General features: G+C 67.2%; 23 protein-coding genes. 22 read left to right on the plus strand and 1 reads right to left on the minus strand.

What is annotated here, in order from left to right; genetic code table 11:
- The first annotated feature begins 37 nt into the window (after positions 1-37).
- From ASF45_RS33810 to ASF45_RS33820, 4 genes are read left to right on the plus strand one after another with little or no spacing between them, the layout of a single operon-like run.
- The gene (locus tag ASF45_RS33810; RefSeq protein ID WP_056674215.1) at positions 38-349 is read left to right on the plus strand and encodes a hypothetical protein; all 312 of its coding nucleotides are present in this window, start codon (positions 38-40) and stop codon (positions 347-349) included.
- Entirely contained in the window at positions 346-972 is a 627-nt protein-coding gene (locus ASF45_RS33815; RefSeq protein WP_156473290.1) for a DUF551 domain-containing protein, read from the plus strand. The genes ASF45_RS33810 and ASF45_RS33815 overlap by 4 nt, the downstream gene beginning before the upstream one ends.
- Positions 972-1,193 carry a hypothetical protein gene (locus ASF45_RS35760; RefSeq protein ID WP_156473291.1) on the plus strand — a complete coding sequence of 74 codons (222 nt, stop codon included), beginning with the start codon at positions 972-974 and terminating at the stop codon, positions 1,191-1,193. The genes ASF45_RS33815 and ASF45_RS35760 overlap by 1 nt, the downstream gene beginning before the upstream one ends.
- Entirely contained in the window at positions 1,186-1,767 is a 582-nt protein-coding gene (locus ASF45_RS33820) for a hypothetical protein (protein WP_056674220.1), read from the plus strand. The genes ASF45_RS35760 and ASF45_RS33820 overlap by 8 nt, the downstream gene beginning before the upstream one ends.
- Here the strand turns inward: ASF45_RS33820 and ASF45_RS35765 are convergent, their stop codons facing one another.
- Positions 1,768-1,968: a hypothetical protein gene (locus tag ASF45_RS35765; RefSeq protein WP_156473292.1), complete on the minus strand. Its 201-nt coding sequence runs from the start codon at positions 1,966-1,968 to the stop codon at positions 1,768-1,770.
- Between the two features lie 97 nt (positions 1,969-2,065).
- On the opposite strand from ASF45_RS35765, the gene ASF45_RS33825 reads away from it, so the two are divergent.
- The 18 genes from ASF45_RS33825 (at position 2,066) to ASF45_RS33900 (ending at position 11,793) form a co-directional block, all read left to right on the plus strand.
- On the plus strand, positions 2,066-2,266 hold the full coding sequence (locus ASF45_RS33825) for a hypothetical protein (protein WP_056674223.1): 201 nt from the start codon (positions 2,066-2,068) through the stop codon (positions 2,264-2,266).
- 5 nt (positions 2,267-2,271) lie between these two features.
- The gene (locus ASF45_RS33830) at positions 2,272-2,625 is read left to right on the plus strand and encodes a hypothetical protein (RefSeq protein ID WP_156473293.1); all 354 of its coding nucleotides are present in this window, start codon (positions 2,272-2,274) and stop codon (positions 2,623-2,625) included.
- Positions 2,626-2,651: 26 nt separating this feature from the next.
- A complete protein-coding gene (locus tag ASF45_RS35770; protein ID WP_156473294.1) occupies positions 2,652-2,825 on the plus strand; it encodes a hypothetical protein in 174 nt (57 codons plus the stop codon).
- Positions 2,826-2,836: 11 nt separating this feature from the next.
- A complete protein-coding gene (locus ASF45_RS33835; protein ID WP_056674230.1) occupies positions 2,837-3,382 on the plus strand; it encodes a DNA N-6-adenine-methyltransferase in 546 nt (181 codons plus the stop codon).
- Between the two features lie 34 nt (positions 3,383-3,416).
- Positions 3,417-3,644: a hypothetical protein gene (locus ASF45_RS33840; RefSeq protein WP_056674232.1), complete on the plus strand. Its 228-nt coding sequence runs from the start codon at positions 3,417-3,419 to the stop codon at positions 3,642-3,644.
- A gap of 4 nt (positions 3,645-3,648) precedes the next feature.
- On the plus strand, positions 3,649-4,323 hold the full coding sequence (locus tag ASF45_RS33845) for a hypothetical protein (RefSeq protein ID WP_056674234.1): 675 nt from the start codon (positions 3,649-3,651) through the stop codon (positions 4,321-4,323).
- Positions 4,320-4,538 (plus strand): hypothetical protein, encoded by a 219-nt coding sequence (locus ASF45_RS33850; protein ID WP_056674238.1) that lies wholly within the window; start codon positions 4,320-4,322, stop codon positions 4,536-4,538. The genes ASF45_RS33845 and ASF45_RS33850 overlap by 4 nt, the downstream gene beginning before the upstream one ends.
- On the plus strand, positions 4,528-5,229 hold the full coding sequence (locus tag ASF45_RS33855; RefSeq protein ID WP_056674242.1) for a hypothetical protein: 702 nt from the start codon (positions 4,528-4,530) through the stop codon (positions 5,227-5,229). Before ASF45_RS33850 ends, ASF45_RS33855 begins: the two co-directional genes overlap by 11 nt.
- On the plus strand, positions 5,229-5,381 hold the full coding sequence (locus tag ASF45_RS35775) for a hypothetical protein (RefSeq protein WP_156473295.1): 153 nt from the start codon (positions 5,229-5,231) through the stop codon (positions 5,379-5,381). The genes ASF45_RS33855 and ASF45_RS35775 overlap by 1 nt, the downstream gene beginning before the upstream one ends.
- Complete coding sequence (locus ASF45_RS33860) at positions 5,378-5,722, plus strand: hypothetical protein (RefSeq protein WP_056674246.1); 345 nt, start codon at positions 5,378-5,380, stop codon at positions 5,720-5,722. Before ASF45_RS35775 ends, ASF45_RS33860 begins: the two co-directional genes overlap by 4 nt.
- Positions 5,719-5,997 (plus strand): hypothetical protein, encoded by a 279-nt coding sequence (locus ASF45_RS33865; RefSeq protein ID WP_056674248.1) that lies wholly within the window; start codon positions 5,719-5,721, stop codon positions 5,995-5,997. Before ASF45_RS33860 ends, ASF45_RS33865 begins: the two co-directional genes overlap by 4 nt.
- Positions 5,998-6,058: 61 nt before the next feature.
- Entirely contained in the window at positions 6,059-6,421 is a 363-nt protein-coding gene (locus ASF45_RS33870; RefSeq protein ID WP_056674450.1) for a hypothetical protein, read from the plus strand.
- Positions 6,422-6,467: 46 nt separating this feature from the next.
- Positions 6,468-6,671, plus strand: a complete 204-nt coding sequence (locus ASF45_RS33875; protein ID WP_056674251.1) for an excisionase — start codon at positions 6,468-6,470, stop codon at positions 6,669-6,671.
- Positions 6,671-7,804, plus strand: a complete 1,134-nt coding sequence (locus ASF45_RS33880; RefSeq protein ID WP_056674253.1) for a tyrosine-type recombinase/integrase — start codon at positions 6,671-6,673, stop codon at positions 7,802-7,804. The genes ASF45_RS33875 and ASF45_RS33880 overlap by 1 nt, the downstream gene beginning before the upstream one ends.
- Positions 7,805-7,959: 155 nt before the next feature.
- The gene (locus ASF45_RS33885) at positions 7,960-8,769 is read left to right on the plus strand and encodes a sulfite exporter TauE/SafE family protein (RefSeq protein WP_056674256.1); all 810 of its coding nucleotides are present in this window, start codon (positions 7,960-7,962) and stop codon (positions 8,767-8,769) included.
- Positions 8,766-9,608, plus strand: a complete 843-nt coding sequence (locus ASF45_RS33890; RefSeq protein WP_056674258.1) for a cyclopropane-fatty-acyl-phospholipid synthase family protein — start codon at positions 8,766-8,768, stop codon at positions 9,606-9,608. The genes ASF45_RS33885 and ASF45_RS33890 overlap by 4 nt, the downstream gene beginning before the upstream one ends.
- Before the next feature lie 215 nt (positions 9,609-9,823).
- Positions 9,824-10,789 carry a choice-of-anchor A family protein gene (locus ASF45_RS33895; RefSeq protein WP_056674261.1) on the plus strand — a complete coding sequence of 322 codons (966 nt, stop codon included), beginning with the start codon at positions 9,824-9,826 and terminating at the stop codon, positions 10,787-10,789.
- Positions 10,790-10,833: 44 nt separating this feature from the next.
- The gene (locus ASF45_RS33900; protein WP_056674265.1) at positions 10,834-11,793 is read left to right on the plus strand and encodes a glycerophosphodiester phosphodiesterase family protein; all 960 of its coding nucleotides are present in this window, start codon (positions 10,834-10,836) and stop codon (positions 11,791-11,793) included.
- Positions 11,794-11,799 lie beyond the last annotated feature (6 nt).

The raw sequence follows: 11,799 nt of genomic DNA on the forward strand, positions 1-11,799 counted from the left end.
CAGCCATTTCTACCCGCACCGATTGAGGATCGAAAGCATGAGCACACATCACGCGACGTGGGAGTGGGAGAAGTCCCGCTCCGGATCCGGCTACCACAAGGCGCTGTCCTGCGGCGGCGAAGACATTCTGCGTGCCGATGAATACGCCGGATCGGCCTGGGTCGAGATCAGCGACGAGCACGCGCGGAAGATCGCCGCGACGCCCGAGCTGCTGCGCATCGCGGAGTTGATCAAGGAAGCGGCCGAGCACAAGGCGGACAAGGACTGGACCATGTTCCATCTGTCGTTCAACGAGGCGGCTGAAGCGGCGCGTGCAGTCCTGTCGCTGGTCGAGGGAGCATCCGCATGACCACCACGACAAGACCCGCTGAGGAAGATGGTGGGAATGGCGAGGTGCGCGTCGCCGGCGCCACCGTCTATGCCCTGAACATTGACGGCGTCAATCGCTGGTCGGCTCAGGTGCAGCCTGGCTTTGACGACAACGACCAGCGCGTGAGCGATGCCGAATGCCAGACCATCGCACGCCGCATGGCCGCCGCGCTTGCCGCTCCTCCGATGGCAGGAGATCACCAGGCAGGTGATGGCTGGGTCAGCGTAGAGCAGCAGGTGCCTGACATGTACGAGGATGTTCTCGTCCATCCCAGGCCGACCGACTACTGCTGCGAGGCCCATCTCACTCGGTCCGGGTGGCAGTACAGCTCATACGAGCAGTACAACGGCCATGTGACCTCGCCGTGCACGGTGACTCACTGGAAGCGTCTCGGAGCCCCTGGTGCTGCTGCGGCTGCGCCCAGCCAGGATGCCGAGGATGCACCGCGCTGGCGCCACGCGAAGCGCTGCGTCCGCATGGACAACTTCGGCGGCTACGTCGTGCACCCCGATGACCCCGCAGAGTTCAACGGGATCGTGGCGGAGCGATTCGAGCGTGAGATCGACGCTGCCCGCGCCGCCCAGGCACAGGGAGGTGCGTGATGCGCAGAACCTCACTGCTGTCCGGCGCCGCTGCGGCGCTGCTGGTCGCGTCCTCGATGCACGCCCCGCTGCGGCGGCCCATGCTTGAGGGCCAGCGGCCCGAGCCCATCCGCAACGACGTGCCGCGCGTCCGCGGCAAGAGCGCGCGTCGGGCCGAGAAGCGCGCCCGTCGTTTGGAGCGGGCCGATCAATTCCCACCCTCGGGAGGTGCACATGGCTGACAAGAAGACTACCTTGGCAAACGGCGCGGGGCTCACGGCCGAGACCTGGGCCGACTTCGTCGCCCGCCTGCACCACGACGTAAAGGGCGAAGGCGTGAGCCGGCACTACACCGCCGACGCCACGTTTCTGGTAGAGAAGCGGGTGTGGCGCGAGGTGCCCGAGGAGAACTCGGACATTCGGCAGATCTACTGCGACGGCCACACCGAGACGCCCGCGGACTTCTTCGCCGACAAGGATGAAGAGACCCAGGCCAAGTACAACGAGGCGGCTGGCGGCTCGTTCCTTGAAGCGGACAGCTACGAGATGCGCGAGGCGCTGGCGAAGCTCATCCCCGAAGCGCACCTGCTGCACGTTGTGGAGGACTGGGAGTTCGTCTGCCAGCACTTCACCCGCGACGCGGCCGACGCCTTCATCAAGCGCAAGGGCCATGACTACCGCGACGGCCTGCGGGTCTACGTGGACTGCACCTGCTACAGCTGGGAGCTGAACACCATCAAGGCCGCGATCCTCGACGGCCGCATCGGCCTCCTGCCGGCCGTCCCATCACCAGCGGAGGGTGCTGGGAATGGCTGATCAGTCCTTGGCCTTAACCAGGGAGCGCAGCTTGGCTGGCGTGTACCGGTCGAGCAGCGCGACGAGCCACGGCGTGCCGCCTGCTTCTTTGTACTTGGCCAGCTGCTCCTCTGACACGCGCGCGTCAATGCGTGCCGTTCGGTCTGAGGTCGTCGAGCCGGCCGGGCGGCCTCGCTTGCGGGGTTGCTCTGGTTCGTCCATGCCGAATTCTAGGTGATTTGTTTGCCCGACAGAAAACACTTGCGCCGTTGAATTGTTTGCCCGACAATCAATTCAACGCAACGAACCGGAGATCGACATGTCCCAAGCCCACAGCCTCACCATCGCCAAGCAAGGCCGCCGCTTCGTGATCCTCGCGGGCGTTGCCGTCCTCGCCTCCTACCGCACCCAGGCCGAAGCAGAGGGCTCGCTGGCCAAGAACCACGCCACGCTGAGCTACTGGGCCGGCTCCGCTGGTGTCTGCATTCAGAACACCCCCGCTCGCATCGTTCATCTGTGATCCATATGAGCACCCCACACACCCGCGGCCCTTGGGCCTTCGTGACCGACTTCCGCTGCGCCAATGGCGAGCTGACCGTCGGCGTCAAGTCCGATCACACCGGCCAGGCCATTGCATGGCCGTGCGGCAAAAACGACGCAGAGGAGATCGCCAACGGCCGCTTGCTGTCCACTGCCGCCGAGATGTACGACTGGATGATCGAGGCGAGGTCGGAGCTGCGCGACCTGCTCACGAACGCGGCCGACGCAAAGAACCCCGACCAGCCACATGACGACCTGATGGCCGAGGTCCGCGCCAACCCACTTCTCCGCAAGGCAGACCGTCTGATCGCCAAGGCGAGCGGCCAGGGCACCGGCTGACACACCCTCCCCGCTGAAGGATCGAAATGCTCACCAACCGCGAATGGCTGCGCCGCTTCGCAGACCGCCTCATGCAGCGCTCCGATCTTGACGACGACGCTGCGGTGGACGTGGCCTCGACTGCCTGGCCCGCCCACCAGTCCAGGAACCCCGAAACCGCCGCAGACGCAGAGATTGCGTCGTGGGGCGGCAACGACTGATCCGCTGACACATGGAAAACACTGAACAACCCCGGTCGGTCGCATCGCACCGCTTCGACAACGCCAAGCGCCGCCGGCCGGACCACCACGCCCGCCAAGCCATGCTGACGCCACCCTACGTGCTGGAGCCGGTGCGGGAGCTGCTGGGCGGCATCGGCCTGGACCCTTGCACCGAGCCTGACAACCCAACCGGAGCCGCCATGCACTACCACCTGCCGATGGACGGTGCAGCGCTGCCGTGGGATGCAGCCACGATCTGGTGCAACCCGCCCTATGGCGAGACGCGTGGCCGCTGGATCGCGCGCTGCATTGAGGCAGGCGCAGCCGGCGCCAAGGTCGTGCTGCTGATTCCGTCGCACACGGACACGCGGCTGTTCCAGCAGGCGATGGCCTCCAGCACCAGCGTGCTGTTCGTACGTGCGCGGCTTCGCTTCGGCGTGCTGCGTGACAACGGCAGGCAGGAGGCCGCCAGCCACGGCTCCGCGCTGATCGGCTTCGGTGTCGACCTGTCGCCGCTGGCGGCCCTGGGCACCGTCGTGCGCCGCGCGGGCTCCTGATTCCCATCCTCTGCCGACCCCCATCAAAAACACCATGACCACCAGCACCTGCACCGCCACCACCATGTGCGGCACCATGGCCCAGCGCGCGGACCCGTACAACGCCAAGGGCCTGCGGTCCGTCTGGACCGTGAGCCGCGACACCACCGAACAGCGGTTCCTGGGCGTGGCCTACGCCACCGGCCGAAAGGACAAGGGCTTGATGCTCAACACCTGCCCGTGGTGCCGCGGCGAGCCGGGCTACTTCAAGCGCGAAAGCTGACACCATGACCAACCAAACAGAACAAGGCGCAGCCGGCTGGATTTACGCCAGCAAGCGCTATGGCCACAAGATGTTCAGCGAGGTGCGGCGGCCCGACCTCGATGCCGCATACTTCACCGAGACGCGGCTGCTGTCCGCACCACCGGAGTACCCCGAGATGCCGGCGCGCTGGGCGGTCGTCGTTCTCATCGACGGCGAGGAAGCGCTGTCTATCGGGGACCAGTGGGTGTCTGGCAAGGGCGAGTTGAACGAGCCCGAGACGCAAGCCGTCGTCGGCGCCGCGCAGCACCTGCTCTCTTTCGTCGGCTACGGCCTTCCGCAGTCTTCGTTCGACCCGGACGACGACCAGCCCGCCGCCGTTTCGACCCCCGAGGGCTACACATCGGCCGCTTGGACCGACGTGGCCCAGGGCCTGCCCGAGCCCCAGATGCCCGTCCTGCTGGACATCGGCCGCAAGTACCCCATCCGCGCGATGTGGGTGGCCGCCAAGACGCTCCCGGTCGGCGGCGGCGATGACGACGATTTCGGCGAGTACGCTGAGGACGACGACGAGTGGTACTGCCCCGCTGGCTGGTACGAATGGAACGAACACGAGGAACGGCACTGGTCCGTCAGCGCCAAGCCGCTGCGCTGGATGCCACTGCCGGTCGCCGCAGCTACAGCAAAGGACAAGCCATGAGCATGGCCTACGTCCGGCGCACCTATGGCGTCCCGGCCAAGCGCGGCGGCCGCGTGCTCTACACCGGTTGCGGGGAGCGCGAATTCGGCACCATCCGGTCGGCCAGCGGCGGCCGACTCAACATCCAGCTCGACGGCATCAAGCACACCATGCCGTTCCACCCCAAGTGGGAACTGGCGTACGTCGCCACCCCAGGAGATTCCCATGCAACGTGACCTCATCCCCTGTCGGGTGTGCGGCAGCGAGAACCTGCACAAGTCCAGGCGCCGCGACATGACCGACATCTTCCGCGTCGGCTGCAACAGCTGCGGCATCCTCGTGGAGCACGATACGAAGGACGAAGCGGTCGCGCGCTGGAATGCGCTCGCATCTGCGCCAGTGGCAGCGCCGGTTCGGCAGGTGCTGGTGTCGCTTCCAGCAAGCGGCGCGGTTGCGTGGTTCGATGTGGATCTGGAGGCGTTCGAGCGGTGCGCGGCCGACGCGATCCACAAGACGCGAATCCTCTACACCGCCCCGGTTTTCGATCCCCAGGCACAGGTGGTGGCAGAGGCCGATGCCGATGCGTGGTTCGTCGAATGCAGGAAACCCGGCACCCGGATGACCTACGCCACCGTTGACAAAGACGACACGAGGCACTATCCGGTGGAACAGTGGGATTCCATCCAGAAGACCGCCATGCGCAAATGGGGCGCTCCAAACCCGGACACCGAACGCCTGAACTGGCTTGAACAGATGGTGGTCATGGTGCGCGTTCCAAGGCGCTACGGTTCCGGCGATCTCTTCTGCGCGGCGCCCCCGCTGGCCGAAGGCGACGAACAGCCAACGAGTGACCTGCGTGCGAAGGTCGATGAGGCCCGCGCGGGATTTCTACCCCCAGAGCAGCCACATGGAAAGGAAGGTGCGTGATGCTGGATCGTGCGCTTGCCATTTTCGGGCTGTTCCATCTGGCGGCAATGCTGCTGGGTCAGACAGACCTGATCGACTACCACCTCTACATCGGCCCGGACGCAACCGCGTGGCACACACGGGAGGCCGCCACCTCTGGAGAAAAGCCATGAGCACCGCTGACCAGACCCCCAGCATGCCGCCCCTGCCAGGCGCCCTGCTACCGCTCATCCGCGGCGCCGCGCAGTGCTCGGGCCCAGCCGAGGATGCCCAGATGGCCTACATCACCGCCGAGATCCACTCCTACGCCCAGGCCGTGGCAGATGAGCGGGAGCGGGAGGCGCTGAAGTTAGCCGGGCACGCCATCTCCGATCTCCAGTCGGAACTGGCCAGATCGGATTCGCCCATCAACGGCGAGTACGTGGCGGCCATGCACTTCGGGGATCGCGCCAGGGCAGCCATCCGTGCCCTGGCCCGTCCCACCCTCTCCCTCGCCGCAACGGATTCTCCATGAACCCAGCATGGACCGAGGACGAAGGACTGCTCGCCGTGGCCGCATTCCGCTACAGCTGCGGCCGGATGACGTACATGCCCGATGTGTGCGCGGGCTGGCTGATCCGGCACTGGCACGAATTCCCGCAGCGCGTGCGGACCATCGTGCAGCGCGACCTTGAGGAGGAGTTCAAACGAGACGATGAGGCCCGCGCAGAAGGCCGCGAATACAAGCCGCTCGGCCATGACTGCGACCGCAAGACCTGGGAGCGCGTGCGCGCGCTGTGGGCGCCGTAAGCGCTCCCAGGCCAGATGAGCCCGAGCCCGCAGATAGCGGGCTTTCTTTTTGGAGGCGAAGATGCCGTGCTATCTGCACCGCGTGTCCGGGCCGTCCCAAGCCGACTACGAGCTTTGGCAGCGGATCGGCTTTACGGGGACATGGGCCGACTACCAACATGCCAAGTCGCACACGGCCGGCCAGGTCATGCACATCTGCGGAGACCTGGGCGACCACTGCGCGGACTGCGCCGACTTCGGCGATTTCCTCTGCGACTTCCCGGTCGGCGAAGGCGCGACGTGCGATCGGCCGATGTGCCCAGCGCACTCGACCGAGATCGGCCCCAACACGCACTACTGCGCCACCCACCGGAGCATGTGGGAGGCCTATCGAGCGGCCGGCGGCGTCAACACCGAGTTGGCGCGCGTGGTCTCTTTCCGATGAACCCCGAGCCCGCCCCGTGCGGGCTTTTTTTCGACCGGAGAATCCCATGAAGAAACCCCTGGTGCCCCTGACCGAGTGGGCCGAACAGACCTACAGCGCCGCCATGAAGCCGTGCATCAACACTCTCCGCAAGTGGGCCCGGGATGCCCTGATTCAGCCCGCGCCGCAGCGCCACGGCCGCTCCTACTACGTCGATCCGGACGCGCGCTACGTCGCACCGGTTCGCCGTCGCCGCAAGGCATCCGCCTGATGGGCCGGCCGCGATCTGCGACCCGGCGCAACTGGCCAGAGGGTCTCTACCAGAACGCGGCCGGGTACTTCTACTACCGGGACGGCGACAGCGGGAAGACCTTCGGCTTGGGTCGCGACAGGGCGCACGCCATCACAGAAGCACGCGCAGCCTTCGCCAAACGCGCGGCCGAACAGTCGAAGTCGCTGCTCGAGCGCCTTGCCACCAGCGACGCACCAAGCTTGGCCGCCTGGATGGACGAGTGGCTTGAGCGGATCTCGCCGGGTCTGTCGAAGTCCACGATGTCGAATCACAAGGCGGCATTCCGCGAGCTGCGCGCGCGGGCGGGACACCTGCCGGTGTGCGACATCACGCCGAAGATGATCGCCGACGTTCTGGAGGTCTACACCGACTCCGGCAGGGCTCGCATGGCGGTCCTGATCCGCGCGTCGTGCATGGAGCTGTTCCGGGCAGCCGAGACCCGCGGGCACCTCAAGGTCGGGCAGAACCCGGTCACCGCCACCCGGGCCAAAAAGTCTGAGGTGAGGCGCGAACGGTTGACGCTTGAGACCTTCATGGCCATCCACGCGGCGCAGAAGAAGCCTTGGGGCAAGCGCTCAATGGAACTGGCCTTGCTGACCGCCCAGCGACGGCAGGACGTGGCAGCCATGAAGCGATCCGACGTGGTTGACGGTCACCTTCAGGTTGACCAAGGCAAATCCGGCGGCAAGACGAAGTTGGGCATCCCCATCTCCCTGCGGCTGGACGCGGTCGGCTGGACGCTTTCAGAGGTCATCAAGAGCTGCAGAACGCCGGGCCTGCTCAGCCATTACCTCTTGCATCACCGGACCAAGGGCGGCCGGCACGACGCCGGCGACCCGGTGGACGACGACACGCTCAGCGAGGCGTTCGCGGCCGCGCGCGACGCCGCAGGGATCAAGACGGCCGAAGGGCGAACTCCGCCCACCTTCCACGAGATCCGGAGCCTGGCGATCCGCCTCTACACCGAGCAGTACGGAAAGGAGTTCGCCCAGGCGCTGGCCGGGCACAAGGACGTGAAGATGACCGACCTGTATTCCGACGAACGCAGCCGGCAGTCAGTCCGCGTCATGGTCCCGGTCCCCGAATCGCAAACCGTTTTGGACAAATTTTGAACGGGTTTTAAACGAATCCGACGCTCGTGACAAAATAGCGCCGCCGAGGCGCCATGGCGCTCAGCGCGGCGCTATTTTTTCTGTAGCGTCTGCTTGTTGCCTGTTTGCTGGCATCTGCAGACACCTTTTTCCTCTCCCTCCCCGCCCCCCTTTCCATGTCGCTGGTGCTGGTGATCGAGCTCGTGCTGCTGGGCGTGGGCAGTGGCTTTCTGGCGGGCCTGCTGGGAATCGGCGGCGGCATGCTGATGGTGCCGTTCTTGACCTTCCTGCTGTCCAGGCAGGGCGTGCAGGCCGACCTCGCCGTGAAGATGGCGATCGCCACCTCGATGGCCACCATCATGTTCACGGCGATTGCCAGCGTGCGCGCGCACCACAAGCGCGGCGCGGTGCGCTGGGACATCGTCAAAACGCTCGCACCCGGCATCGTGCTGGGCAGTCTGGTGGCCAGCCTGGGAGTGTTCGCGTTGCTCAAGGGCGCCTACCTGGCGATCTTCTTCGGCCTGTTCGTGGGCTTCTCGGCCACGCAGATGTTCCTGGACAAGAAACCCAAGCCCACGCGCCAGCTGCCCGGCACGGCGGGCCGGCTCGCCGCCGGCAGTGCCATCGGCTTCCTGTCGGGCCTGGTGGGCGCAGGCGGCGGCTTTGTCAGCGTGCCCTTCATGACCTGGTGCAACGTCGCCATCCACAACGCGGTGGCCACCAGCGCGGCGCTGGGCTTTCCGATCGCCGTGGCCAACGTGGCGGGCTACCTGGTGGCCGGCCAGGGTGTGGCCGAGCTGCCGCCCGGCGCGCTGGGCTATGTCTGGCTGCCCGCGCTGGCCGTGATCGCGCTGGCGAGCTTCTTCACCGCGCCCTACGGCGCGCGCGCCGCGCATGCGCTGCCTGTGGCCATGCTCAAGCGCGTGTTCGCCGGCATGCTGTATCTGCTGGCCGCCTACATGCTCTACAAAGGTCTGACCGCTTGAACGCACTGCTCCGCTCACGCATCGCCGCCATCGGCCTGTCCGCCGCCGCCCTGTTCGGCGCGCCCGCCCAGGCACTCGAAGAAGTTCCCTTCGTCACCTCGCCCGACAACGTCACGCTGGAGATGCTGCGCATCGCGCAGGTCGGCCCGCAGGACCGTCTGATCGACCTGGGTTCGGGCGATGGCCGCATCGTGATCGTGGCCGCGCAGCGCTTCGGCGCCAGCGGCCTGGGCGTGGAGATCGTGCCCGACCTGGTGCGCCAGAGCCAGGAGAACGCCCGCATCGCCGGCGTGGCCGGGCGCGCGCAGTTCCGCGTGGAAGACATCTTCCAGACCGACCTGTCCGGCGCCAGCGTCATCACCATGTACCTGTTGCCCGATGTGAACCTGGCGTTGCGCCCGCGCCTGCTGGCGCTCCAGCCCGGCACGCGCATCGTCTCGCACGACTGGGACATGGGCGACTGGAAGCCCGACCAGACCACGGTGCTGCCCGTGCCGGACAAGAAGGTGGGCCTGGACAAGACCAGCAAGGTACAGCTGTGGACGGTGCCGGCCCAGGTGGACGGCCTGTGGTGCGGCGCTGGCATGCTGCAGGGCACGCAGTTCGCCGTGCAGCAGAAGTTCCAGGAGTTCACGGCGACGATGACGCGCGGCCAGCGCGTGCGCGCATACGAGGGCCGCATCCAGGGCGATACGTTGCATTCGCTGCCGAGCGCGCGCACGCAGATGCAGCTGCGTCTGCAGGGCGACCAGCTGGTGCTGGCGCAGGCCGATGGCGCACTGGGCCTGCTCAAGGGCGCAGCGCTCACGCGCGCCAGCGGCGCAGGCTGCGCGGACTGATCCCTGGGCGAACCGCCCCCGCTGTTGCGCCGCAGCCGCAGCCTCGGGTGTGACGTAGTTGCGCAAAACGCAGGCCATTCGCATGGCGCCGTGAACTACTCGGCAGTTTGCCCGCGGCCCCTCCGGCGGCAACAGAAATTGTTTGAATTGCTGAACACAATCCTGCTCACTCGCTCAGTTTTACGCCGGTTTCGGCACGGGTTTCAGGATTCAGAATGTTCAAATCGTCTCGCCTTCTGCTCGGTTCCGCCGCCCTCCTCGGTGCCTCGACGGTCTTCGCCGCGCCGGTCGACCTGGGTCTGGCCAACGCCTACAGCCTGGTCAGCTTCGGCGACTTCAAGAGCAACAACAACAGCATTGGCGGCAGCGTCGCCGTCGCGGGCGATTTCGCGGCCAATGGCTTCGCGCTGAACGGCAAGAGCCTGGTCGTCGGCGGCGACCTCAGCTACCGCAATGGCTCCATCGCCGGCAACGCCTATGTCGGCGGCACGCGCGACACCAAGGGCATGAGCATCAACGGCCAATGGCTGTCCGGCGAGGCGCCGCTGGGCTTCGCAGCCCTGGCCCAGCAGATGGGCAGCCTGTCCAGCGGCCTGGCGGGCCTTAGCGCCACCGGCAGCAGCCAGAGCCAGTGGGGTGGCCTGCACCTGTCCGGCACGCAGAGCGCCGTCGAGGTGTTCCAGCTCACGGCCAGCGACTTCACCGGCAACGGCTGGAGCAACCTGGCCAACCTGGCGTACGGCAGCACCCTCATCTTCAACATCGGCGGCAGCCACCTGACGCTGTCCAACGGCATGCTGGGCGGCCTGTCCGGCTACAACGTGCTGCTGAACTTCTACGAGGCCCAGAGCATCACCTTCGCCGGCATCGCGCTGGACGCGAGCATCCTGGCGCCCAACGCCACGGTGAAGGGTGGCAACGGCACCATCGGCGGCAACGTGGTGGTCGGCGACTGGCAGGCGCAGCTGACGCTGCCGGGCACGCGCAGCTTCCAGGCCACCGAGGTGGCCGCCTACAAGCTGCCCGAGCCACTCCAGCCCGAGCGCCCCGATCTGACACCGGGGGCCGCACTGCCAGGCGAAGCCGTGGCCGAGGTGCCCGAGCCCAGCCAGTTGGCCCTGTTCGCGGTCGGCCTGGGCATGCTCTGCGTCGCCACGCGCCGGCGCAAGCTGGTGGCTTGAAGCCCTTGGCGGGGGCGCCGCAGGCCGTGCCCTAACATGGGGCCATGCGAACTCCCCTGGTTTCCCGCCGCACCGCGCTGGCGCTGGCCGCGGCCAGCTGCCTGCCGGTGCATGCCGAGCGCACGAAGCGCTGGCCCACGCGCGACGGTGCCGCGCCCCTGGTCATCGCCCACCGCGGCGCCTCCGGCTACCTGCCTGAACACACGCTGGCCGCCTACGAGCTGGCCGTGCGCATGGGCGCCGACTGCATCGAACCCGACCTGCACCTCACACGCGATGGCCAGTTGGTGGCCATGCACGACGCGACGCTGGAGCGCACCACCGACGCCGCCACCCGCTTCGAGGCGCGCAACGGCGGCTGGCGCGTGGCCGACTTCTCCCTGGAAGAAATCCGCCAGTTGACCATGCGGCCGCAGGGCAGCGCCGCACTGAGCGTGGCCGGCTTCAGGCCCAGCAGCGCCCATCCGCTACGCGTGCCCACACTGGAGGAGATCATCGGGCTGGCGCGCCGGCTGGAGGCCGAAGGCGCGCGCGCCATCGGTCTGTATCCCGAAGCCAAGCAGGCCGGCCCGCGCCTGGCCAGCCACCTGCTCAACGTGCTGTCTGCGGCGGGCTACGTGGGCAGCGACAAGGTCTTCCTGCAGTCCTTCGACGCCGACACGGTGCGCGGGCTCGGCCGGCGCCAGCAGGCGTTGGGCCTGGGCTATCGCCTGGTGCTGCTCAGCGGTTCGGCCAACCGCCTGCTGGCCATGGACCTGGCCCAGATCGCCGGCTTCGCAAGCGGCGTCGGCGTGAACATCCGCGGCGAAGGCATGTCGCGCAGCTTCATCGCGATGGCGCACGCGGCCGGCCTCACGGTGCACGGCTACACCTTCAACGAGGCGCGTGCGGCCAGCGCCCTGCCCGAGTACCGCAAGTTCATGGGCTGGGGCATGGACGGCGTGTTCAGCAACTACCCCGACCTCGCGCTGCGGGCGCGTGCGGCGGAAAGCCACTTCCGTTGATACTGT

Source organism: Pseudorhodoferax sp. Leaf265 (genome assembly GCF_001422365.1).
Lineage (GTDB): Bacteria > Pseudomonadota > Gammaproteobacteria > Burkholderiales > Burkholderiaceae_C > Pseudorhodoferax.

What these genes read in the sequence shown, in the direction of transcription:
- ASF45_RS33810 (WP_056674215.1), top strand. Translation starts at nt 38, where the DNA reads ATGAGCACACATCACGCGACGTGGGAGTGGGAGAAGTCCCGCTCCGGA.
- ASF45_RS33815 (WP_156473290.1), top strand. Translation starts at nt 346, where the DNA reads ATGACCACCACGACAAGACCCGCTGAGGAAGATGGTGGGAATGGCGAG.
- ASF45_RS35760 (WP_156473291.1), top strand. Translation starts at nt 972, where the DNA reads ATGCGCAGAACCTCACTGCTGTCCGGCGCCGCTGCGGCGCTGCTGGTC.
- ASF45_RS33820 (WP_056674220.1), top strand. Translation starts at nt 1,186, where the DNA reads ATGGCTGACAAGAAGACTACCTTGGCAAACGGCGCGGGGCTCACGGCC.
- ASF45_RS35765 (WP_156473292.1), bottom strand. Translation starts at nt 1,968, where the DNA reads ATGGACGAACCAGAGCAACCCCGCAAGCGAGGCCGCCCGGCCGGCTCG.
- ASF45_RS33825 (WP_056674223.1), top strand. Translation starts at nt 2,066, where the DNA reads ATGTCCCAAGCCCACAGCCTCACCATCGCCAAGCAAGGCCGCCGCTTC.
- ASF45_RS33830 (WP_156473293.1), top strand. Translation starts at nt 2,272, where the DNA reads ATGAGCACCCCACACACCCGCGGCCCTTGGGCCTTCGTGACCGACTTC.
- ASF45_RS35770 (WP_156473294.1), top strand. Translation starts at nt 2,652, where the DNA reads ATGCTCACCAACCGCGAATGGCTGCGCCGCTTCGCAGACCGCCTCATG.
- ASF45_RS33835 (WP_056674230.1), top strand. Translation starts at nt 2,837, where the DNA reads ATGGAAAACACTGAACAACCCCGGTCGGTCGCATCGCACCGCTTCGAC.
- ASF45_RS33840 (WP_056674232.1), top strand. Translation starts at nt 3,417, where the DNA reads ATGACCACCAGCACCTGCACCGCCACCACCATGTGCGGCACCATGGCC.
- ASF45_RS33845 (WP_056674234.1), top strand. Translation starts at nt 3,649, where the DNA reads ATGACCAACCAAACAGAACAAGGCGCAGCCGGCTGGATTTACGCCAGC.
- ASF45_RS33850 (WP_056674238.1), top strand. Translation starts at nt 4,320, where the DNA reads ATGAGCATGGCCTACGTCCGGCGCACCTATGGCGTCCCGGCCAAGCGC.
- ASF45_RS33855 (WP_056674242.1), top strand. Translation starts at nt 4,528, where the DNA reads ATGCAACGTGACCTCATCCCCTGTCGGGTGTGCGGCAGCGAGAACCTG.
- ASF45_RS35775 (WP_156473295.1), top strand. Translation starts at nt 5,229, where the DNA reads ATGCTGGATCGTGCGCTTGCCATTTTCGGGCTGTTCCATCTGGCGGCA.
- ASF45_RS33860 (WP_056674246.1), top strand. Translation starts at nt 5,378, where the DNA reads ATGAGCACCGCTGACCAGACCCCCAGCATGCCGCCCCTGCCAGGCGCC.
- ASF45_RS33865 (WP_056674248.1), top strand. Translation starts at nt 5,719, where the DNA reads ATGAACCCAGCATGGACCGAGGACGAAGGACTGCTCGCCGTGGCCGCA.
- ASF45_RS33870 (WP_056674450.1), top strand. Translation starts at nt 6,059, where the DNA reads ATGCCGTGCTATCTGCACCGCGTGTCCGGGCCGTCCCAAGCCGACTAC.
- ASF45_RS33875 (WP_056674251.1), top strand. Translation starts at nt 6,468, where the DNA reads ATGAAGAAACCCCTGGTGCCCCTGACCGAGTGGGCCGAACAGACCTAC.
- ASF45_RS33880 (WP_056674253.1), top strand. Translation starts at nt 6,671, where the DNA reads ATGGGCCGGCCGCGATCTGCGACCCGGCGCAACTGGCCAGAGGGTCTC.
- ASF45_RS33885 (WP_056674256.1), top strand. Translation starts at nt 7,960, where the DNA reads ATGTCGCTGGTGCTGGTGATCGAGCTCGTGCTGCTGGGCGTGGGCAGT.
- ASF45_RS33895 (WP_056674261.1), top strand. Translation starts at nt 9,824, where the DNA reads ATGTTCAAATCGTCTCGCCTTCTGCTCGGTTCCGCCGCCCTCCTCGGT.
- ASF45_RS33900 (WP_056674265.1), top strand. Translation starts at nt 10,834, where the DNA reads ATGCGAACTCCCCTGGTTTCCCGCCGCACCGCGCTGGCGCTGGCCGCG.